This window comes from Phenylobacterium sp. LH3H17, assembly GCF_024298925.1.
Taxonomy (GTDB): Bacteria; Pseudomonadota; Alphaproteobacteria; order Caulobacterales; family Caulobacteraceae; genus Phenylobacterium.
The window spans coordinates 2,825,176-2,847,922 of record NZ_CP101283.1 but is presented as its reverse complement, the minus strand read 5'-3'; the positions used below and the strand labels follow the sequence as shown (position 1 = coordinate 2,847,922).

The 22,747-nt window shown below is 66.6% G+C and carries 14 protein-coding genes; 11 read left to right on the top strand and 3 right to left on the bottom strand.

Going from position 1 to position 22,747, the window contains the following annotated elements:
- Positions 1–265: 265 nt before the first annotated feature.
- Positions 266–961, bottom strand: coding sequence for a response regulator transcription factor (locus M9M90_RS13970; protein WP_254833828.1), 696 nt, complete (start codon positions 959–961; stop codon positions 266–268).
- Between the two features lie 322 nt (positions 962–1,283).
- Between M9M90_RS13970 and M9M90_RS13965 the strand changes: the two genes are divergently transcribed.
- Both M9M90_RS13965 and M9M90_RS13960 read left to right on the top strand, forming a co-directional pair.
- On the top strand, positions 1,284–1,685 hold the full coding sequence (locus M9M90_RS13965; RefSeq protein WP_254833827.1) for a protoglobin domain-containing protein: 402 nt from the start codon (positions 1,284–1,286) through the stop codon (positions 1,683–1,685).
- Positions 1,682–3,676, top strand: coding sequence for an ATP-binding protein (locus M9M90_RS13960; RefSeq protein WP_254833826.1), 1,995 nt, complete (start codon positions 1,682–1,684; stop codon positions 3,674–3,676). Before M9M90_RS13965 ends, M9M90_RS13960 begins: the two co-directional genes overlap by 4 nt.
- A gap of 88 nt (positions 3,677–3,764) precedes the next feature.
- On the opposite strand, the gene M9M90_RS13955 is transcribed toward M9M90_RS13960, so the two are convergent.
- Entirely contained in the window at positions 3,765–5,294 is a 1,530-nt protein-coding gene (locus tag M9M90_RS13955) for a M20/M25/M40 family metallo-hydrolase (protein WP_254833825.1), read from the bottom strand.
- Positions 5,295–5,420: 126 nt separating this feature from the next.
- Between M9M90_RS13955 and M9M90_RS13950 the strand changes: the two genes are divergently transcribed.
- Genes M9M90_RS13950 through M9M90_RS13940 form a run of 3 tightly spaced genes read left to right on the top strand, consistent with a single transcriptional unit; the run spans position 5,421 to position 13,032 of the window.
- Positions 5,421–8,981, top strand: a complete 3,561-nt coding sequence (locus M9M90_RS13950) for an indolepyruvate ferredoxin oxidoreductase family protein (protein WP_254833824.1) — start codon at positions 5,421–5,423, stop codon at positions 8,979–8,981.
- Positions 8,982–9,017: 36 nt separating this feature from the next.
- Positions 9,018–11,204 carry a TonB-dependent receptor gene (locus tag M9M90_RS13945; RefSeq protein WP_254833823.1) on the top strand — a complete coding sequence of 729 codons (2,187 nt, stop codon included), beginning with the start codon at positions 9,018–9,020 and terminating at the stop codon, positions 11,202–11,204.
- 1 nt (position 11,205) lies between these two features.
- Positions 11,206–13,032: a CocE/NonD family hydrolase gene (locus tag M9M90_RS13940; protein WP_254833822.1), complete on the top strand. Its 1,827-nt coding sequence runs from the start codon at positions 11,206–11,208 to the stop codon at positions 13,030–13,032.
- Between the two features lie 123 nt (positions 13,033–13,155).
- On the opposite strand, the gene M9M90_RS13935 is transcribed toward M9M90_RS13940, so the two are convergent.
- Complete coding sequence (locus tag M9M90_RS13935; protein WP_254833821.1) at positions 13,156–13,920, bottom strand: TetR/AcrR family transcriptional regulator; 765 nt, start codon at positions 13,918–13,920, stop codon at positions 13,156–13,158.
- Positions 13,921–14,019: 99 nt separating this feature from the next.
- Between M9M90_RS13935 and M9M90_RS13930 the strand changes: the two genes are divergently transcribed.
- The 6 genes from M9M90_RS13930 to M9M90_RS13905 all read left to right on the top strand — a co-directional run bounded on the left by M9M90_RS13930 (position 14,020) and on the right by M9M90_RS13905 (position 22,725).
- A complete protein-coding gene (locus tag M9M90_RS13930) occupies positions 14,020–14,532 on the top strand; it encodes a MaoC family dehydratase (RefSeq protein ID WP_254833820.1) in 513 nt (170 codons plus the stop codon).
- Positions 14,529–15,824: an MFS transporter gene (locus M9M90_RS13925; protein ID WP_254833819.1), complete on the top strand. Its 1,296-nt coding sequence runs from the start codon at positions 14,529–14,531 to the stop codon at positions 15,822–15,824. The genes M9M90_RS13930 and M9M90_RS13925 overlap by 4 nt, the downstream gene beginning before the upstream one ends.
- Positions 15,821–17,437, top strand: coding sequence for a class I adenylate-forming enzyme family protein (locus tag M9M90_RS13920; RefSeq protein ID WP_254833818.1), 1,617 nt, complete (start codon positions 15,821–15,823; stop codon positions 17,435–17,437). The genes M9M90_RS13925 and M9M90_RS13920 overlap by 4 nt, the downstream gene beginning before the upstream one ends.
- 931 nt (positions 17,438–18,368) lie before the next feature.
- A complete protein-coding gene (gene deoC, locus M9M90_RS13915) occupies positions 18,369–19,304 on the top strand; it encodes a deoxyribose-phosphate aldolase (RefSeq protein ID WP_254833817.1) in 936 nt (311 codons plus the stop codon).
- Between the two features lie 4 nt (positions 19,305–19,308).
- A complete protein-coding gene (locus M9M90_RS13910; RefSeq protein ID WP_254833816.1) occupies positions 19,309–21,696 on the top strand; it encodes an aldehyde dehydrogenase family protein in 2,388 nt (795 codons plus the stop codon).
- A 36-nt stretch (positions 21,697–21,732) separates the two neighbouring features.
- A complete protein-coding gene (locus M9M90_RS13905) occupies positions 21,733–22,725 on the top strand; it encodes a ribokinase (protein WP_254833815.1) in 993 nt (330 codons plus the stop codon).
- Positions 22,726–22,747: the final 22 nt, after the last annotated feature.

The window sequence follows — 22,747 nt, the reverse complement described above, 5'->3', positions numbered from 1 at the left end:
GTCAGGCGCCGCCGAGCCCATGAGCGGTGATTCCGGCGGGGCCTCGACGGGGCCAGCCGGGAGGGGCGGGGGGGTCTGCGTCTTGGGCTCTCCCGCGCGGCGAGCAGTTGGCTACGTGCCCGCCGCGTCGTCCGTATTGCGGGGCGATATTCGGCCGCCGCGCGGCGTGGTCCGGTCTATCCTGCGGCCGGCGCCCGAGATGGCGACAGCGGCGGGGATATCGCGCCGGCCCCTCGGGGCGGCCCGGAGCTTCGCCAAATGGACCTTACTGCCGGGCGGGGGCGAGGAAGCGGCCGGCGATCAGCGCGGCCTCCGTCCGGTTGCGGGCGCCCGTGAGCTTCAGGATCTGGTGCGTGTGCAGCTTAACCGTCCCGGGCGTGATCCCGAGGGTTTCGGCGATCTCGCGGTTGGTCTTTCCGACCGCCATCTGCTTCAGCACCTCCAACTGCCGGTCCGACAGGCCAGCGGCTGTGCGTATCGTCCTAGGCCGGGGCCGGTCAGGAAGGATGTCGGCCGGGAAATAGGCGCCGCCTTCTATGACGGCGCGCAACGCGGAGCGGAAGCGCGGCAGCGCGAAATCCTTGGAGGCATATCCCCTCGCGCCGGCGTCCCTCGCGAGACGCGCGAAGGTCGGATTTACCCGGTCGTCGACGGCGATCGCCGCGACCCAAGGCGATTGCGCCAGAAGGCGGCGAAGATCGTTGAACTCATAGTTGATGGTGAAGAGATCAACGAGCAGAAATCCGGGCCTATAGGCGGCCACCTGATGGAGCGCCCCATCGATCGAGGCGGCGAAACGAGGGGGAACGGTCTGCGTGCACTCGCCCAGGATCTGGGTGAGCGCCATCCGACAGATGGGCTTCTCCTCCACGATCAACGGCGCGCTCTGCATGGCAACCGACGGCGTCGAGGCGGCGGAGGGATCCAGCGTGCGAATGCTGCTGAAGGGGGCTTCGGTCACTTCTGAGCTGCCGGCATGCCGGGTTCGAACCACAACGGCCGAGGACTCTCAATCACAATTCGGCATCCCGCAAAAATTAGAGACGGCTGGACAACATTCTAGCCGAATAAACCATAGAATCGGAACGCAGTGAGTGTCCAGTCAAGTAATTATTCTACCGTAGGAGTCATCAAAGGCATATCTATGGTTGAATATATCCTTAGATATAGGATCATATCGTTTTGTATATTGAATTGAATGTAGTGCATGAAATATAGAGTATGCTTATTGTTCTATTAAGGGTGTGTCGATGCCATGGGGTGAGGTAACTGAGGAGGCCCCAATGGCCCAGAGCAACCCCCTTCACGATCGCTTAAGCTTCATGAAGGTGGACGCCGCGGCCCAGGCCGACCTCCAGAGGGCCGAGGGTGTCATCATGGGGGAGCTTCCCGCCGCGCCAGACGCCTTCTACGCCCACCTCCAGGCCTGCCCTGAGACCCGGAAGGTCTTTGCGAGCCAAGCCCACATCGTCAGCCCCCAAAGCCGGCAGCTGGCCCACTGGAGCGTCACTTCCACCGGCCGGTTCGATGAGGAATATGTGCGTGCTGTCACCAAGGTTGGAGAAATCCATGCCCGCATTGGCCTAAAGCCGCGCTGGGAAATCGGCGGCTACCCGCTGGTCCTTGAGGCGCTGTTGGGCGCGGTCCAAGCCGGGCCGGGCCCACGGCAGGGGTTGGGAGCATGAACGCACCCCATGACGGCAGCCAGGCGGCCTCCGCCTGGATGGCAGAGCACTTCGACCGAGCGCAGCGGCTCTCCGACACCGGCAGCTGGGAGTGGGACATCGCCACAGGCAATATCGTCTGGTCGCGGCAGATTTTCCGCATCTTCGGCCTGAAGCCGAATGCTTTCATCCCGTCGTATCCGGCCTTCCTCGAGCGGATTCATCCCGATGACCGGGAGGACGTGAAGCGCGCCGTGCAAAGGGCGGTGGAGGGGCGGGAACACTACGACCTGGAACACCGCATCGTACGTCTCGACGGGACGGTGCGAACGGTCCGCGAGCAAGGGGTCGTGCGGCGGGGGACGGATGGCGAGCCGGTGGCGATGCTGGGCGCGGTCCAGGACGTGACCGGGCTGCGCGCCGCCGAGGCCGCCTCCCGCCGCAGCCAGGAGATGTTGTCCAGCATGCTGAGGATCTCCCCCGAGGCGATCGTGGTCACCGATCCTGCCGCGCGCATCCTGGCGTTCTCGGCCGGCGCGGAATCGATGTTCGGCTACTTGGCCGAGGAGGTGATCGGCCTGAATGTGGATCGGCTGATCCCTCCGCGGCTGCGCCGGAACCATCAAGGTCATGTCGAGGGCTTTGCCGCCCGTCCGTGCCGCAGTTTGCGCATGCACGAGCGGGCCGAGATCCTGGGCCTGCGCAAGAATGGCGAAGAGTTTCCCGCGGAGGCCTCTCTGGCCAAGCTGGAGACCCTAGACGGCTTCGCCTTCACCACCATCATCAGGGACCTTTCAGAGCGGAAGGCCACCGAACGCAGGTTGATCGAGGCCCGCGAAGCTGCCGAACAGGCGGTCCACGCCAAGTCTTCGTTCCTGGCGAACATGAGTCACGAGATCCGCACCCCGCTGAACGGTGTCCTCGGCGTGGCGGGCGCATTGGCGCGTACCGAGCTCAGCGCGAAGCAATGGGAAATGGTCCACCTCATCGAGACGTCGGGACGGGCGCTGGAGGGGTTGCTCAGCGACATCCTGGACCTGGCCAAGGCCGATGCCGGACGCATGTCGCTCCGCGCTGAACCCTTCGATCTGAACGCCGTGATCTGCAGCACCTTCGCCCTGTTCCGCGCGAGCGCGGCGAAGAAGGCGATCGGATTTCGGATGAGCATCGCCGACGAGGTCCGCGATCATTTCCTCGGGGATGATCTCAGAATCCGCCAGGTCCTGTCGAACCTCCTGAGCAACGCCGTGAAGTTCACGGAGGAAGGCGAGATCCGGTTGTCGGTCAGCCAGGTCCATGCAGAGCCCGATACGTGCCGGGTGCGGTTTGTCGTGGAGGACACGGGGATCGGATTTCCCCCCGAGCTCGCGGAGACCCTGTTCGAGAGGTTTGAGCAGGCGGACGGATCGATAACGCGTCAGTTTGGAGGCACTGGCCTTGGATTGGCGATCTCAAAAGCCCTGGTCGCACTCATGGGGGGGACGATTTCGGCGACAGCCGCTCCCGCGCGCGGCGCGACCTTCATGTTCGAGCTTCCACTCCGGAAGGCTTCAAACGCCGCTGCCGCGGCCCCGCTGCGCCGCCCGACGCCCCCGCCCCCAATGCAGCCGCTGAAGATCCTCCTCGCGGAGGACCACCCGATAAATCGGCTGGCCGTTCAGTTCATCTTGGACGCCATTCCGGTGGACCTGACCTGCGTGGAAAACGGGCACGAAGCGGTCGAGGCCGCTGAGACGGCGGGTTTCGACCTCGTGCTCATGGACATGCAGATGCCTGTTATGGACGGCCTTACCGCGATCAGGAGGATACGGGAACGGGAAGCGGCGACAGGCCGATCCCGCACCTGGATCTGTGTGGTTACCGCCAATGCGCTCGACGAGCACAGGGCCGCCGCCACGGCAGCCGGCGCCGACGCGTTCCTGACCAAGCCCCTCGACGCCAGTGCGCTGATCTCGATGGTGGTCGAAATCGCCGGCGCCGCGGGACTGGCCGGCGCGGCAGTCTCGGCCTGACATGGCGCTAGACCAGCCCTGAGGCTGGCTGCGGCGCGCCAGGTGGGTCACGAGCAGATCATACGCGATTATGGCACTTCGTCGGTATTCAGCCCGCCGCAAGCTGATAGAGGAATTCCACATAGGCCGAGGTCGCCTCCGCCATGCCCGCGATCCTCGGCTTCGTGCTCTCCAGCAGATAGAACTCGTCAGCCGCGTGCGGTCCGCCTCCATGGCCGAGCCCAAAATGGCCGGCGGGCTTGTTCAGCGGCGGGCCCGTGAAAATGCAACCCGGCCAGGACCCCGCGCTCCTTGGCTGCAAGTGTGGGGTGAGGCCGCGGCGCTGATAGACCGCCTGTGCGGCCCGGATGAGCAACGCGCTCTCTGCTGTCTCGGTAGGATCGTATCCGCCGGTCATATTGACCTCGATGTCGGCATAGCCGCGCCTGGCGAGGTGCGCCTTCACCTTGGCCAAGGTCCCGCTCGCGGTCATGTCGGGCACCAGCCGCAGATCCATCTTGGCCACGGCTCGCGCCGGAAGGATCGTTTTGCCGCCCGGGCCGGTGTAGCCCGCCACCAGGCCTTCGATGTTGACAGTGGGCGCCGACGCCAACCGCTCCAGGGCCTCCTGGAACGGAAGATCGTGGATCCAGTGTCGGACTCCGAATTGCGCCTTGAGCAGGTCTTCGTCCTGCCGATCGGCGGCGGCGGCGATCATCGCCCGCTGTCGCGGAGACAGCGGACGGACGTCCTCAAACAGACCATCGATGGCCGGATCGGCGCCGTCCGGGGACACGAGGGTGCTGAGCGCCTGCACCAGCCGCCAGGCGGGACTGTCGATGGCGGCCTGCAGGCCCGAGAAGACATCCGCCCGAGGCCCACGACCCCACCGCTCGCCCGAGACCACGAGCTCGAGCTCGATGATCCCCTTTGCCCCGAGATCGATCTCGACGGCGCCCTCCTGGTCCTGCGAGGCGAACGGCATCCAGACCTCGCCGCACCGCCCGAGGCCCGCGAGCACCTCAGGGCGGCGTACAAGCTGGGCAAGATTGGGGGACCCGATTTCCTCCTCGCCCTCCGCCACCAGCACGAGATTGACGGGCATCCGATGTCCCGCGCTGCGGATGGCGTGAACCGCCGCCAGGAAGGTCGCCTGGGGGCCCTTCATGTCGAGCGCGCCACGACCCACCACGGCCTTGCCCAGACCAGGCTTGTCGACGATCACCGCCTCAAAGGGCGGCGACGTCCACTCGCGGGCGTCCACCTGTTTCACGTCGTACATGAAGTAGATGCCGACCGTGCGCGGGGCGCCCGCGTCCAAGGTGGCGAAGATGCCCGGATGGCCGCTGGTCTCATGCCGGGTCACCGACTGGAAGCCCGCCTCCCGCAGCAGCTCGATGGTCAATGCGCAACCCGCCTCGATGCCGATGCTCTGGGCCGCGATAGAGGGTTGCCGGATCCAGGTCTGCAGCCGGCGGATCGACTCATCGGTGTGGAGCAGGACCTGATCATGGACCGGTTTGAGGTCCGGCGTCGCCGCCCAGGCCCGTCCGCGCCCGCCCAGCAGCGCCGAGCCGGCGAGGGCGCCCTGCAGCAGCCCCCGCCGCCGTATACCCCGCAGATCGAGATCAATGCTCACTTCGCAAACCTTCCCATTGATAGTTGGCGCAAACCGCCGTCGCCTTGACTCAGACTAAAACTGAGTGTGAGCTCAATATCAATATAATGTTCCCATGGCGGGGAAGTTCGATTCGGAGGGAATGGTGTGCTGACCAGCGACGCGGCCATGAACCAGGTCAGCCTGAGCGATCCCTATGAACAACGCGCGGGGCGCGTGCTCATGAGCGGGGTCCAGGCGCTCGGCCGGTTGCTGATGCTTCGGGGGGAGGAAGATCGCCGGGCGGGCTTGCGGACCGCCGGCTATGTGAGCGGCTACCGCGGATCGCCCCTCGGCGGGCTGGACGCGGAACTTCTCCGCATCAAGGCGGTCGGCCTCCTGCCAGATGTGGTGGTGGACCCCGGTCTGAATGAGGACCTGGCCGTCACCGCGGTCCTCGGGACCCAGCAGATCTCTCAGTTCGACCCGACTGTGGATGGGGTCTTCGCCCTCTGGTACGCCAAGGGGCCGGGCGTGGACCGGTCCTGTGACGCCCTCAAGCACGGCAACATGGCCGGTGTTTCGCCCAATGGCGGCGTCCTGGTCGTCTTTGGCGACGACCATCCCGGCAAGTCATCCACCGTGGCGCACCAGAGCGAGCCTGCCCTGTCGACCTGCTCGATCCCGGTCCTGTATCCGGCGTCCGTCGAGGAGATCCTGACCTTCGGCCAGCTGGGGTGGGCCCTCTCGCGGGCCTCGGGGCTTTGGGTGGGTCTGAAACTCGTGAATGAGACCGCGGAGTGCGCGGGCACGGTGGATCTCGACGCCGCGAGGATCACCGTGACGGCGCCAGTCATGTCCGACATGCCGGCCGAAGGGGTGCACTTCCGGGGCGTCTTCGGGCCGCAGCGCGATGAGGTGTTGATCACCCGCCACAAGCTGCCGTTGGCCAAGGCCTTCGCCAGGGCCAACCGGTTAGATCGCCTGGCCGTCGACAGCGCCGAGGCCGCGCTCTGCGTCGTCACGGCCGGTAAGGCCTATGTGGACGTCATGCAGGCGCTGGCCAGGCTCGGCGTCGATGAGGCGCGCGCCGCGAAGCTCGGCCTGCGCGTCTACAAGGTGGGGATGATCTGGCCCCTGGAGGCGGAGGGGCTGCGGGCGGCCGCGCACGGTTGCCGTGAGGTGCTGGTCGTCGAGGAGAAGCGGGCCTTCCTCGAGGTTCAGGCGGCAGCCGCCCTGATCAACACCGCCAATCCCCCCCGCCTGGTCGGAAAGTTCGACGAGACCGGCGCGCCCCTCTTGCCGGCCGACGAGCAACTCGACCCCGCCCAGATCGCCGAAGTCCTCCTCGCCCGACTGGCCGGCCTGGGATGTCTCGACGCCGACACAGCGCGGGCGGCCGCACGCGCACCGGCCGCAGCCACGGGATCGAGCGCGCTGTTGCCAGCGCGGCTTCCCTACTTCTGCTCAGGCTGCCCCCACAATCGCTCGACCAAGGTGCCCGAGGGCAGCCTCGCGCTTAGCGGAATCGGATGTCACGGGATGGCGATCTGGATGAACCGCCAGACGCTTCCCGCCGTCCAGATGGGCGGGGAGGGCGCCAATTGGATCGGCGCCTCGCGCTTCTCGAAGCGGCCGCATATCTTCCAGAACCTCGGTGATGGGACCTACTCGCACTCCGGCCTGCTGGCTGTTCGCGCCGCCGTCAACGCCGGGGTCAACCTCACCTATAAGATTCTGTTCAATGACGCGGTCGCCATGACCGGCGGCCAGGCCGTCGAAGGCGGCCTCTCCGTCGCCGACATCGCCCGCCAGGTGCTGGCCGAAGGGGCCCGCCGCTGCGTGGTGCTGAGCGACGACATGGCGAGCCTGGATCGCCGCGCGATCCCGGCCGGCGTGGACCTCCGGCCGCGGGCCGACCTCGAAGCCGTGCAGCAGGCCTTGCGCGTGACGCCCGGCGTCACCGTGGTGATCTTCAGCCAGGTCTGCGCGACCGAGAAGCGGCGACGCCGAAAGCGGGGGCTCGAGTCGCAGGCCCCGCGCCGGCTGTTCATCAACGAGGCCGTTTGCGAAAACTGCGGCGACTGTTCGGCTGTCTCGAACTGCGTGAGCCTGCGCCCCATCCCCACGGCCCTGGGGCGAAAGCGGGAGATCGACCAGTCAGGCTGCAACCAGGACTACAGTTGCGCCGACGGTTTCTGCCCCTCCTTCGTGAGCGTCACCGGCGGGCGCCCCAGGGCCCGGGCGCCTCGCCTTGCGGCGGTCGATCCCGCGCGCCTTCCCGAACCCGGACGCGTCCCCGCGGGCGACCGCTGCGCCATCCTCGTCACGGGCATCGGCGGCAGCGGCGTCATCACGGTGGGATCGGTGCTCGCCATGGCGGCGCACCTGGAGGGCAAGATCGCCTCGACCTACAACATGACCGGACTTGCCCAGAAGGGTGGAGCGGTCCACAGCCACCTGCGCATCGGGCTCCCAGGCATGTTCCTGGGGCCGGCGCGACTTGGGGACGGCGAGACAGACCTTCTCCTGGCCTGCGACCTTGTGGCGGGCGCACATCGCGAGGCCCTGGCCACCTTGCGCCCAGGTACGGCGATTGCGGTGGTGAACACGCGTCTGACGCCGACCGCGGCCTTCCAGCTCGACCCGGATTTCGTGCTCGATGGTCAGACCCTGGAGAGCGCCGTCGCCTGCGCGGTGGGGGAAGGATCGCGAGTCCATCGCGTCGACGCCGCCGGGACGGCCGCCGACCTCTTCGGCGACAGCCTGGCGGCCAACATGTTCATGGTAGGCTTCGCCTATCAGCTGGGCGCCATCCCCCTGAAAGCGGCGTCCATTGAGGCCGCCGTGAGGCTCAACGCCGCGGCGGTGGACATGAATCTCTCGGCGTTCCGCACGGGGCGACTGGCGGTGCTCGACCCGACAAGGATCGCCGGGCTTCGCGCACCGCCGGCCGAACGCGAACCAGCCGGCCTTGAGGCCCTCATCGCCGATCGCGCCAAGCGCCTGACCGCCTATCAGCACGATCGATACGCCGCGGACTACGAGGTCTTTGTCCGGCGCGTAGGTTCCTTGGTGACGGCGCGTGACCCCGGTGGCGAGGCGATCACCGAAGCGGTCGCCCGCGGGTTGGCCAAGCTCATGGCCTATAAGGACGAATACGAGGTCGCCCGACTCTTGGCCGATCCGAGCTTCTCCACCCGCCTCCGCGCCGAGTTCGAGGGGGAGCTGAAACTCAGCTTCCATCTTTCGCCGCCCCTCTTCGCACCGCGCGACCGCGCCTCTGGGCTGCCGCTGAAAGTGACGTTGGGCGGATGGGTGATGCCCGTCTTCAGGCTGCTGGCGAAGTTCAAGGGCCTGCGGGGCACGCCGTTCGATCCCTTCGGCGGGTTGGCCGAGCGACGCCTCGAGCGGCGGCTCGTCGGCCAGTACCGGGCGTCCGTGGAGGCCGCCCTGGAATTGCTCAATCCAGGAACCCGCGACCTGGTCCTGGAGGTCGCCTGCTATCCTGACCTCATCCGGGGGTTTGGACACGTCAAGGCCGAGCGCCTGGTCGGGGCGTTGCGGCGACGGGACGTCGCCCTGGCGCGGCTGAGGGGGGAGGCCGCGGAACCGGCCGCCATAGCTCCACAGCCCGGGAACGTGGCCGTGGCGCCTCACGCCTCGCCCGCATCGAAACGGCAGATTCACCGTGTTCTTGACAAGCCGCGCAACCAACCTCAAAGATGAGATTGAGCTCAATATCATAATATCGGGAGGGATTAGATGACGCGGAGCGTGTACCTGGGGGCGGCGGCCGTAGCGGCGCTGCTGAGCGCCGGTTCGGCCTCGGCCCAAACCGTTGACGACAAGAGCGGCGTGGCGCTGGAAGAAGTGATCGTCACCGCCCAGCGGCGCGAGGAGCGGCTCCAGGAGACGCCGGTCTCCGTCACCGCCTTCACCGCCGCGGCCATCGAGCGGCAGGGCATCCAGGACATCGGCGATGTGGCGCTGCGGACCCCGGGCATGCTCTACGGCGACTTCGGCGACCTGAAGCTCTCGCCGACCTCGCTGCGGGGCATCATCGGCAGCGCCGGCTCGGCCGGCTCCGACCCGGCGGTAGGCTACTATGTCGATGAGGTCTTCGTAGGGCAGGGTGCTGGAGCGAACCTCGACCTTTACGACATCGCCCGAGTGGAGGTGCTGCGGGGCCCGCAGGGGACGCTTTTCGGCCGGAACACGCTCGGCGGCGTGATCAACATCGCCACCGAACGTCCTTCCGCCTCGTTCAAGGCTTCGGGAACGCTCGCGGCCGGGAACCACGACTATCGCCGCGCGGGAGCGTCGATCAGCGGACCCATCCTGGCTGATCGCCTATTTGCGAAGTTCTCCGTGGCCCGTGAGCAACGCGACGGAACCACGCTCAACACCACCCTCGGCCGTCGTGTGAACTCGGTCGACAACTGGTCGAGCCGAGGCCAACTCCTCTTCGACATGGGCGAGCGCACCGAGCTCCTGATCACCGCCGACTACCGAAAGGTGGATCAGGAAACCATCGGCTACGAGACGCTGAGCTACGACGACACGGCCCTGCTGCCACAACTTCTCATCGCCTCCGGCCTGCCGCTAAACACCCACCCGTACGACTATCGGATCCAGGGAGATCAGCAGAACGAGGAGCGCCTCAAGAGCGGTGGGGCGGCGGTCAACTTCCACACCAGCCTCGCCGGCGTGCGGCTCACCAACATCATCTCCTACCGGCGCCACGACTACTTTTCGCGCGCCGATACTGACCGCTCGCCCCTCAGCATCCTCTATGACGGCGATCCCGAAAGCGTCTGGAGATGGTCCGACGAATTGCGGGCGGAGTTCAGCACAGGCTCGGTGAATTGGATCTCGGGGCTCTACTATTTCCGACAGAGCTCGAGAAATCTCAGCTTCGTGGAGATCGGGGGAGGCCTGGCAAATCTGCTCGGAGCCCCCTCCCTGGCCGGATTGCAGGTCGGCTCGAACGGCAAGCTCGCCACCCGGAGTCTTGCCGCCTTCGCCAGCGGCACCTGGAAGATCAATGATCGTGTGGATGTGACCGCTGGGGCCCGCTACACCCGCGATAAGAAGTCCATCGACTATATCCAGACCGACCCAATCGATCTCCTGGGCGGCGACGCGGCCATCACGGCCGCTGACAGCTGGTCCGAGGTGACGCCCAGCTTCAACCTTCGCTATCGCTTCACCCCGGCGGTCCTCGCCTATGCGACGGCGAGCAAGGGCTTCAAGAGTGGAGGATTCAACGACGCCTTGGGCGACGCAAACGGAATCTCCTTCAATCCCGAGCGGCTCTGGAACTACGAGGCGGGCCTGAAATCTGAGTTGCTCGATCGTCGGGTGACCCTGAACGCCGCCCTCTACCGCATGGAGTGGACGGATATCCAGATCACGGCGGACAATCCCGCGACGCCGATCTTCGACCCGGTCATCCTGAACGCCGGTGCGGCTCACAGCCAGGGCCTGGAGCTGGAGGTGCAGGCGCGACCCGCACCGCCGTGGACGCTCGGGGCGAGCCTCGCTATCCAAGAGGCTGAGTACGACGAGGGCGTCCTTCCCTCCGGCCAGCCGCTCCGCCGCATCCCCCAGTCGCCGAGCTATACGTTCGACCTCAACGCGGAATACCGCTTGGAGACTCGCTATGGGGAGCTGACTTTCTATGGAGAGTACATCGGCCGAGGAACCTCGTACCTCACGCCCGACAATCAACAGGACGGTAAGGTGAAACCCTATGGTCTCGTCGACGCTCGGATCAGCTGGCAGGACCCGGATGGCCGGATCCGCCTATCCCTCTGGGGCAAGAACCTCGCTGATGAGGTGGTGAAGCAGCGGCTCTTCGACCTCTCGGGACTCGGCTTCGTCGCCCAGAAGTTCATCGCGCTCAACGAGCCGAGGACATTCGGGCTCGAGTTGAAGCTGAGCTACTGAGGTGAGTGTCGGATCCGCCAGGATCGCGGCCATGGCCGCGGCGGCCTTGCTCGGCGCGCTGGCGGGGGGAGGCTGCGAGGCCGCCCCGCCCGAGCGCCCGTTCGGCTGGAGTGACAGTTCCTACTACCTGCCCATGCGCGATGGCGTGCGCCTGGCGGTCAGTCTGTACTATCCTGGCGGACAGGTCCCTGGCGCGAAGGCGCCTGCGATCCTCATCCAGACCCGCTACGGTCGCGCCATCCATTTCGCCTACTCGCAGGCGCGGGACTATCAGCGCTGGCGCGAGGCGGGTTACGTCGTGGCGGTGGTAGACACTCGCGGCTCCACGGCCTCGTTCGGCGCGAGGAACACCGAGATCGGGCCCGACGAGGTCCGTGACATGGACGAGCTCGTCGATCACCTGCGTCTGCTGCCGTGGTCGAACGGCCAGGTGATCGCCGCCGGCGTCTCCTACATGGCCGATACGGCCGACTGGGCCACCAGCCGCCCCACCCCGCTGCTGGGGGCGATAGCGCGCGAGACGGACTTCGACGTCTACCTGCACCTGTTCATGCCGGGCGGGGTGTCGAACGACTTCATGCTGAACGGATGGGGCCGGGAGGCTCGCAATATCGACCTGGGCAGGGACGGTGAGGGCAAGACACTGGATTGCGCCGTGCGGCTCGAAGATTGCCCCAAGCTGTTTCCGACGCTTCAGCCGGTCGACGGCGACGTGGACTTCCGCTTATTGCGTCAAGCGATTGCTGGCCGTCTCCACTGGGGTCCGGAGGACTATTACCAGGCCGAGTTCCGCGACGATAAGGGGCGCAACGGATTTGCGCTCTTCGACCTCTCGCCGGCCTCGGCCATCGACGATATCCGACTCCAGCGCAAACCGGTCCAGTACTGGGGGTCCTGGGTCGACGGCGGAACGGCCGAGGCGGCCCTGGCCCGCTTCCGCAGCGCGCCCGAGGTCTCCATGGAGGTTTGGATCACCGCCAACGACCACACCCATCGCAAGGGAGCTGATCCCCTGCGGCCCGGTGCGGTCGAGCCAACGCCCTCTCCAGAGGAGCAGTTCAAGATCAACCTCGAGTTTGCCGAGCGACTCCGAGCCGGCGTGAAGGTCGAGCGGAAGATCAACTACTACGTAATGGGCGCCGGACGGTTCAAGCAGACGACCGCGTGGCCGCCCGAGGGCGTCGCCCCCCAATTCCTGGCCCTTGGCGCCGATGGCGCGCTCCATGAAGGCGCCGCCGCGGTCGGATCGGTCTCGCGGGAGGTCGACTTCACCGCCACGACCGGAAAGCAGACCCGTTGGTCGACACAGTTCGGGACCCCGCCGGCCTACGCCGATCGGAGGGCCGAGGACCACAAGCTCATCGTGTTCGACACCAAGCCCATGACCGCGGACGTCGAGGTGGCCGGAACGCCGGTGGTGCGCCTGAGCGTGGCCACCGAGACCGACGATCCCGTGTTCTTCGCCTACCTGGAGGACGTCTCTCCGGAGGGGCGTGTAAGCTACCTGACCGAGGGCCAGATCCGCGCCGTCCACCGGCGGCCCGCGGACCCCGCCAGCCTCCCATATGATCAGGGGCCCGCCCCCCACAGTTACGCTCGGGCCGACGCACAGCCCATGAACCCTGGGGAAACAGCGGTCGTGGAGTTCGCGATGTTCCCGGTCGCGGCCCTCGTCAGGAAGGGGCACCGGTTGCGGCTCGCCATCGCCGGCGCCGACGCCGACACCTTCCGCCGTTATCCCAAGGCCGGCGCGGAGCGGTTCACCTTGAGGTTCGGGGGCGGCGAGGGCAGCGGACTGGCCCTGACCACGCGACCCTGGCGCGACTGACTGGGACTGGACCCATTCCGGTATCATGACGGCCCGCGCCGGCCTGTCCTCGATACGGGGTGGCGTGGACCGACCTGGACGGCGTCAGCAGTAGGGCGGGCCGTCAGGGACACGCCGCAGGCCTCAGCCGCCGGCGGCCGCCTCTCGCGTCAACAACAGTCGGGGGAGCGCGGTGTGGGCCAGCTCGACGGCCGCGTCGTGGAGCGACGCCTCTCCGATCGGGACGCCCGGGTAAAGGACATGCATCCACACCAGGCTCATGGCGTCTGCGACCGCCTCGTCGTTCATACCCGTCTGTTCGAGCAGGGCGAGGTAGTCCGGGTCGGGATAGATGATGAGCTTGCGTACGATCTCATCAGCCATCGCGCCGAGCATATAGGCCAGGTGAAGTGCCGCCGGATTGATTCCCTGCTCGGGCCTATGGCGGCTGACGCTCTGCGCCACCCGCTCGTACCAGGTGCGATTGGCCCTCTGAGCGAGTCGATAGAACTCCGGAATGTCATCGCCCACCTGCAGAATGCAGCGCATGAGGCCAGCGTTCGCGCGGCACATGGCGATCCATCCCCGGTTGGCCAATTGGATCTTGCCGAAGACCGAGGCGTGTTCCGCGTCCTGTGATTCCACGCCGAAATACTCGTCCAGCAGCAAGGTGAGCACCTGGATCGTTATGTCCTTCTTGTCGCGGAAGTAGACGTAGAACGAAGCCTCTGCGACGCCGGCCGCGTCGGACACATCGGTCACCCTGAGGGCGTGATAGCCCTTCTGCTCCAGGACCTGGGCGGCAGCGATCACCAGCCGCTGGCGCGTCCGAAGTCCGCGCTTGGCGGGCGGCGCCGTGGCGAACTGATGCTTCAGATGTTCGACGAATGACGGTTCGAGTGCGCTCACGAGGTCCCTCTGACGATCGTTCTTGACGCAACCCAAAAATTGAGGTCAGGCTCAAGTTGAGGTTGGGCTCAAGATCATAGAATGGAGAGACTAGATCGGATGACTGAGGCCGTCACGCAGGATGTGCTCTCCTCCCTCGAGGCGGGGGACGATATCGGGACTTCGGATTGGCTCGTGGTCACCCAGGAGATGATCGATGCGTTTGGGGCGGTGACCCGCGACCCCGACCCGATGCACATCGATCCGCACTGGGCGGCCGCCAACGGTCCCTATGGAGGCGCTATCGCCTTCGGGTTCCTCACCGTGTCCCTGCTGACCCATCTGCTTTTCGACGCCATGCACACCAGTTCCCATCGCGATCCATCGACCATGGGGCATTATCTCAACTATGGGTTCGATCGCCTCAGACTGGTCTCTCCCGTGCCGGCGGGCGCCCGCATCCGAGGCCGCTTCACCACGCTCAGCCGGCGGCAGGACGACAAGGAGCGCTGGATCACGACGTTCGGATGCACCATCGAGATCGAGGGCGGCGACCGCCCGGCGCTTGTGGCTGACTGGCTCTCAATCTGGATGCCTCCGGAGCCCGTCGCCGGGGCCGAGGCCAGGTCGTGAAAGCGATCGGAGCCGCCGCTTCGGCCGCCTATGCGTCCGGCTCGTTCGGCACGGGCGTGTTTTCCACGGTCCCTACGGTGCTCCTCCTCTACTTCTGTACGGAGACGCTCAAGATCCCGCCCGGATGGGCCGCGGCGATTGTCTTCATTCCCAAGGCCTGGGCGATCTTCTGGGATCCTCTGGTCGGATCCTGGTCCGACGGCAGCGTTTCGCCCCTGGGCCGCCGGCGGCCATTCCTGGCCGTGGGCGCTATCGGCGTCGTGGTGGCCTTCGTCGCCCTCTTCACCCCGCCGGTGTTGCCAGGATGGGGGGAGGTCGCATGGGTGGGGTGCTGCTATTTCGCCTTGGCCGCGCTCTACTCGATCTTCGCCGTGCCCTACATCGCGATACCCGCGGAGATCGGAGAGGACGAGGCCAGCCGAGCCAGGCTCGTCGCCTGGCGGATCGTTGTGGCCATGGTGGGCGTGCTGGCCGGCGCAAGCGCCGCGCCTCTGATCGTGGAGGCCGGTGGAGGCGGACGGGCGGGCTACGCCGTCATGGCGCTGGTCATAGCCGCGGCATGTGGGCTGGCGATGGCGCCGCCCTTCCTGATGATGGCTGGACGTGATCAGCCAAGGGAGCGGCCTTCCGTCTCGGTGCGGCGTCCTGGCCTGACGGCGCAGATGAAGGCGGCGCTGCAGAACAGCCGTTTCCGCAATCTGCTGGCGGCCTATGTGCTCCAGCTCACCGCCGTGGGTCTTGTGACGTCGGCTGCGCCATATCTGGTTGTCGCCATTTTCTCCCGGCCAGAGGGGGACACCGGCCTGGCCATGGGAGCGATGTTGCTCGCCACGATCGTCTCGGTGCCGTTCTGGACGGCGCTCGCCCGCCGCATCGGAGAGGCCAGAGCCTATGTGGGCGCGACGCTCGCCTTCGGTCTGGTGACCGCACTGCTGGGCGTCGGGGCGCTCGCCGGAGCTCCCTGGGGGGGCGAGCTGGTGGCGTTCGCCCTCATCGGCTTGCCCTTCGGCGGCCTCCAAGTGCTGCCGTTCACGCTGGTGGCGCACCTGATCCACGGAGATGCCGGCGCTCAGGCCGAGGCCACCTTCACGGGGGTCTGGACCTCTGGGGAGAAGCTCGGCCTTGCATTTGGCCCGGCCCTGACCGGCCTGGCTCTGGCCTCGGCAGGAGGTCACATGACCGTCGCGGTGGTGATCTTCCTCACCGTCGCGCCAGGCGCTCTGTGCCTGGTCTCTCTCCACAACCTTCGTTCGGCTGGCCTGTCACGCCGCGCCTTGGAGCCCGCAACGTGAGTCTGTCCCCGCCCGTCCTTCCGCGTGTCAGTGACTATATCGACTGGATCGCCGGCCGAACCCCTTCGGCGGTCGCTCTCGTCCTCGGCGGAGATCGCCTGACCTATTCGGATCTGGCCGAGCAGGTTGACAGGCTTGCCCGGTCTCTGTTGAACGCGGGGGTCGCCAAGGGTGATCGCGTCGCCACGCTGCAGACCCCCCATCCCCAGTTCATCGTCGCTTTCCTCGCCACCGCGTCCATTGGCGGCATCTGGCTTGGCCTCAATCCCAAGTACCGCCTCGAGGAGTTGCGCCACGCGGTTTCGGATGCGAAGCCCAAGGTCCTCCTGAGCCGCACGACCATCGGCGACCGGGCCTATGGCGAAGAGATCGCCGCGCTCGCTGCGACGGCGGGACTGGAGCGGGTGGTCGTGTTCGACGGCGACCCTACAGCGCCGGGCGCGGTGAGCCTCGCGAGCTTCCTGTTGGAGGGCGAGGATGTTCCGGACGCGACCCTTGCCGGCGCAAGGTTGGCCTGCGGTGGGAGAGATCCCTGCCTGATTGTCTATACGTCCGGCTCCACCGGCAAACCCAAGGGCGCGCTCCTACATCACGAGGGCATCTCGTCCTTCAGTGTCGAGCAGAACCGCATCTGGCCTGTCGCGACCTATCGATCCCTCAATTTCCTTCCGATCAATCACGTTGGATCGATCGTCGACATTTCGATGCCCACGCTGGCTGGCGGCGGCGAACTCCATTTCATGGAGCACTTCGACGCCCAGAGCAGCCTTGAGCTGATTGAACGTGAAAAGATTACGGTCTGGGCGTCGGTTCCGAGCGTCTTCTCCCTCCAGATGCAGGTTCCAACCTTTGGGCGTTACGACCTGTCCCACGTGGAGATCATCATCTGGGAGGGCGCGGCCATGCCCGAGGAGATGATCCGGCGGCTCGCGGGGATCACCCCACGGCTGGCCACGAACTACGGCATGACCGAAACGACGAGCGCGATCACGGTCTTGGAGCCTACCTGCGACCTGGGGCTTCTCAGCGAGACGGTGGGCGAGCCTTTTCCAGGTGTGGAAGTCCGCCTCGCCGACGACGCGGGTCGCCCGGTCGCTGACGGCCAGGAGGGTGAGATTCAGGCGCGCTCCAAATACAACCTGCTCGGCTACTGGCAAAACCCGGCCGCGACGGTCGCGGCCTTCACCCCTGACGGATTCTTCCGCACCGGCGATCTCGGTGTCAGGCGTCCCGACGGCCGCTACAGGATCGTCGGACGGTTGACTGAGATGTTCAAGTCGGGTGGGTACAACGTCTATCCCCGGGAAGTGGAGGTCGCGATCGAGAGCCACGCGGCCGTGGCGCTCGCGGCCGTCGTATCGATCCCGGACGCCACCTGGCAAGAGATCGGCGTCGCCTATGTGGTCCCGCGGACAGGCGCCGACCTGAAGCCCGAGGATCTCGAGGCCTGGTGTCGGGAACGGCTCGCCAACTACAAGGTCCCCAAACGCTTCGTCATCAAGCGCGATCTGCCGCTGCTCCCCATCGGCAAGGTCGACAGGACGGCCCTCCAGAACCAAGCCAGGCAGCCAATGTCGGGCGCCGAGGCTGCGGGTGTTCAAAGCCGGCGGTGATGCTGTCGCGCGCGCGGACGCGCCGAAGGGGCAGGTGCGCGTAGAGCGATCCATGGCGCCCCCGGGGGCGAAGGCAGGCCGACGTGTTCTGGATCAAGGCGACGCCGCCAGAACGCCGCGAACTTGGCCAAACTTCGACGTCCGGGACCTCGAAGCGTGAAAGCAGCGGCCCGTTGGGGGTGTCGCAAGGGTAGCCTCCGCCTCGACCACGCTTCCTGTGGCGCGAGCGGCGCCAAGTCAGGGAGTGGGGCGCCCGAGGCCGTGGTTGCTCCTGTTGATCGCCGCGCCTCTACGTCGGGCAGAAGGTGTCGCCTGTGGGCTGCCTCGACGGTCAGATTTCTCCGGCAGGCCGGCTTGTGATCCTCAGGGTCCGGGACCTGGATCCCTTTGGGGTCGCATGCGAACCGGCTCGCCAGGGCTGAAGCCGCGGGCGGTCCTCGCCGCTCTCCCAGGTCGTCCCCAGGTCATCGATGAACCGCAGTGCGCTTGCCGTGGCCCATCCCCGTCACCCGATCGCGCACTTCAATGGTCGCGGCCAACGAGGAACACGGGTTCGGGCTCGCCGGCCGCCTCGATCGTCGGCTCGTCTCGCAGTTATGTTACATACTTTACACCTCTGCCGAGGGCCCTGACCGCGCGAAGGATCGGCCTGTTTTCTCGCCGCAGAGCCTATCTGGCGGGATTTGGGGTCGATTCCGCGGCCGTTGGAGTCGGGATACGGGGTTGACGCCAACCCTGGCATGTAAGAAAAGTGTCGATAGATGTTAGGTATATAACATTCCTGGTCAGTCGGTTCCCGTCACCACGAGAGCAGCTGTCGGGAGGGGGGCATGTGATCAACCAGGCGAGGGCGCTGGACGGGGAGGCGATCCCACGGGGAGGGTCTGCATGTGCTCCCGTCGGCAACGACCAGGAACGTCCGGATCGGAACGTGCCGACCGGTCTCGATCTGGGCGTGCTGGAGCGAGTCCGGGTCAACTGGTCGGCGGTTGAGCGTCGCGTTCAGAGCCTCCCAGGACGCCGGGCGCTGAAACACCACGCCCAAGCCGCATGGCTTCTCAAGGCCGTGACCTGTCTGGACCTGACGACCTTGTCGGGCGACGACACGCCCGAGCGCGTTCGACGCCTCTGCGCGAAGGCCCGGTTCCCTGTCCGGCCCGACATTCTGGGCGCGCTCGGCATGGAGGGCCGCCAGATCGCGGCGGGGGCGGTCTGCGTCTATCACCGGTTCGTCCCAACGGCGGTGGACGCCCTTCGGGGAAGCGGCATCCCCGTCGCCGCAGTCTCGACCGGCTTTCCGGCCGGCCTTTCGCCCCATGAGCTCAAGTTGCGCGAGATCGAGGCGTCCGTCGCGGACGGCGCTCGCGAAATCGACATCGTCATCACGCGCGAGCACGTTCTGACGGGCCACTGGGCGGCGCTATATGACGAAGTGCGCGACTTTCGCGCCGCCAGCCGGGGCGCGCATCTCAAGGCGATCATCGCCACGGGCGACCTACAGACGTTGAGGAATGTCGCCCGGGCCTCCCACGTCTGCATGATGGCGGGAGCTGATTTCATCAAGACTTCGACCGGGAAGGAAGCGGTCAACGCCACGCCGCAGGTGAGTCTGGTGATGCTTCGGGCGATCCGAGAGCACTGGATCAGAACCGGGTACCGGGTCGGATACAAGGCCGCCGGGGGCATTTCGACGACCAAAGGCCTTCTCCAGCATCAGACGATCGTCCGGGAAGAACTCGGACGGGACTGGCTGGAACCCGATCTCTTCAGGATTGGCGCGTCCACCCTTCTCGCGGATATCGAGCGCCAGCTGGAGCACCACGTCACGGGCCAATACTCCGCCTATCACCGGCATCCGGTGGGATAGACCGATGGATGTCGCCAATTATTTCGACGCAATGTCATACGAACCAAGCTTTGAATCCGACACCGAGGCGCGGGCCTGGTTGAGCGCCCGCGGCGGCCGTTTCGATCACTTCATCGGTGGTGAACCCTTCGCCCCGACGGGCGGCGGGTACTTCGAGACCTTCGAGCCGGCCACCGGCAAGGTGCTCGCGAGCGTCGCCCAGGGCGGGCTTGAGGATGTTGAAGCCGCGGTCGCCGCGGCGCTCCGCGCGCAGGCCGGCTGGGCCAGGCTGTCCGGACACGCGCGTGCGCGCCATATGTACGCGCTGGCCCGCACCATCCAGCGGCACGCGCGCCTGATCGCGGTGATCGAAGCGCTCGACAACGGCAAGCCGATCCGCGAGGCCCGCGACCTCGATATCCCCCTTGCGGTTCGTCACTTCTACCACCACGCGGGCTGGGCCCAGCTTCAGGACAGCGAGTTCTCCGGATATGCGCCCCTGGGAGTGATCGGGCAGATCGTACCCTGGAACTTCCCGTTCCTCATGCTGGCCTGGAAGGTCGCTCCGGCGATCGCGCTTGGGAACGCCGTCGTGCTCAAGCCGGCCGAGGCGACGCCTCTCACCGCCTTGCTCTTCGCCGAGCTCGCGCGCCAGGCCGGCCTGCCGCCCGGCGTCCTCAACGTGGTCACCGGCGAGGGGACGACCGGCGGTCTGCTGGTCGACCATCCTGATGTCGCCAAGATCGCCTTCACGGGCTCGACCGAGGTCGGCCGCCTGATCCGACAGACAACAGCGGGGGCGGGCAAGTCTCTCACCCTGGAGCTTGGCGGAAAATCCCCCTTCATCGTCTTCGAGGACGCGGACCTGGACAGCGCCATCGAGGGTGTTGTGGACGCGATCTGGCTAAATCAGGGTCAGGTTTGCTGTGCGGGTTCGCGGCTATTGGTGCAGGAGGGCGTCGCAGAGGCGTTCCTGGAACGCCTGAAGCGCCGGATGGCGACGCTCCGCGTCGGACCCTCCCTGGACAAGACCATCGATATGGGCCCGGTGATCGACGCGGGACAGCTGAGGCGGATCGAGCGTCTCGTGGCGACCGGCGTGGCAGAGGGCGCGGTGTGCCACCAGGCCGAGATGGGCGCGTCGGTCGGGGGTCTGTTCTATCCGCCGACCCTCCTCACCGGCGTCCAACCGGCCTCGACCGTGGCGCAGGAGGAGATCTTCGGCCCGGTGCTGGTCGCGACGACATTTCGTACGCCCGACGAGGCGGTGATGCTCGCCAACAACACCCGGTTTGGGCTCGCCGCCAGCATCTGGAGCGAGTCCATTGGGCTGGCCCTCGACGTCGCGGCCAGGGTCCAGGCCGGGGTCGTCTGGGTCAATGCCGCGAACCTCTTCGACGCGAGCGTGGGCTTCGGCGGGGTGCGGGAATCGGGGTTTGGTCGGGAGGGCGGTCGCGAGGGAGCCTTCGAGTACCTCAAGCCGGTTGCGTGGTCCGGACGTGCTAAGCGGCGCGAAACCCCGCATGTCCGCGCCGAGGCGGGGGCGGCCCCGCAGAGTGCGGGAGCCATCGATCGCACCGCCAAGAACTACATCGGCGGCAAGCAGACCCGGACGGACTCCGGGTACTCGCGCGCGGTCCTGTCGGCCAAGGGTCGGCTCGTCGGCGAAGTCGGCGTGGGCAATCGCAAGGACATCCGCGACGCCGTGGCGGCGGCCAGGGGGGCTGGGGCCTGGGCCAGCGCGAGCGCCCACCAGCGCAGTCAGGTGCTCTACTATCTTGCCGAGAACCTGTCGGTCCGGACGGCCGAATTCGCCAGTCGAATCGAGACGCTGACCGGGGTGTCTCCCGCAAAGGCCGGGGCGGAGGTGAACGCCGCTGTCGCCAGGCTCTTCGCCTATGGCGCATGGGCCGACAAGTTCGAGGGGGCCGTGCATGTCCCACCGCTAAGAGGCGTTGCGCTCGCGATAAACGAGCCGATCGGTGTGGTCGGGGTGGTATGTCCCGACGAGGCGCCGTTGCTCGCGCTTATCAGCCTGGTCGCGCCGCTCATCAGCATGGGAAACCGCGTCGTGGTGGCGCCCAGCGCCCGCGCACCGCTGGTGGCCACGGATTTCTACCAGATCCTCGAGACCTCTGACGTTCCCCCGGGCGTCGTCAATATCGTGACGGGCGACCCCGAAGACCTGGCCCGCACGCTGGCCCGGCACAACGATGTCGATGGTCTGTGGGCGTTCGGCTCGAAGGCCATGGCCTCCGAGGTCGAGCGGCTCTCAACAGGCAACCTGAAGCGGACCTTGGTCGATGATGGGCTGCAGACCGATTGGCTGTCAGCGGCCGCCGCCGAGGGGCGACACTTCCTTCGTCACGCAGTGCAGGTAAAGAATATCTGGATTCCATATGGCAGCGGATAGCATCGGCTGTGTTTGAGGATAATAAAGCGGCATTGGGTGGAAATCGGCATGGAGCATAAAGACTCATTGGACGAGAAATCGAGCGTGAATAAGCTCGGTCGTGTCTCAGTGTTGGGGATATTTGTCGCTGACCTTTGCTTTACCTCCGCGCGAATGCCTAAGGTTGGCGAGACAATTGAGGCATCGGGATTTGCGGTCGGACCGGGCGGCAAGGGGTCGAACCAGGCGGTCGCCGCAGCGCGACTCGGCGCCAGGGTGAGCCTGATTTCCAGGATCGGCGCTGACGCATTCGGCGAAATGGCGTCCCGTACCTGGGCCGCCTGCGGCGTGGACGCCAGCGCGACCCAGACCGTCGAAGCGGCGACCGGCGCGGCCTTCATTCTGGTCGATCCGTTGACCCGGCAGAATTCGATCATCGTCCATCCGGGGGCCGGCGGAGGCATCACCACGGCGGACATCGAGGCCGCGGCCGGCGTCATCGCAAACAGCAGGGTGTTCGTCACCCAGCTGGAGCAGCCCCTGGAGGCCGCCGCCAGGGCGATGCAGATCGCGCGGGAGGCGGGGGTGATCACAATCCTCAATCCAGCGCCGGCGAAGCCGCTCTCGCCGGAGGTCTGCCGCCTCTGCGACTATCTTGTCCCCAACGAACCCGAACTTGAGGCCCTGACGGGCGTCGTTCCAGATTCGATCGAGTCCGCGAGGATGGCGGGCGACCGGCTGTTGGAGCTGGGCGTCGGGACCGCCCTGATCACCTTGGGCGCGCGCGGCGCCCTGCTTCACGGTCCGACCCGTTCAATTCACGTGGGCGCGGTTGATGCGGGACCCGTCGTGGACACGACAGGGGCCGGCGACGCCTTCATCGGCGGATTCGCCGCGGCGCTATCACTGGGATGCGATCCGCTGGCATCGACCCGCTTCGGTTGCGCCGCTGCGGGCATCGCCGTCACCCGCCTCGGAACCGCCCCCGCCATGCCAGCCCTGCGAGAGGTCGAGGCGCTCCTCACCGCCTCCAGCCCGACCAGCACCTAACCGGCCACCGGGCGAGGCCGGA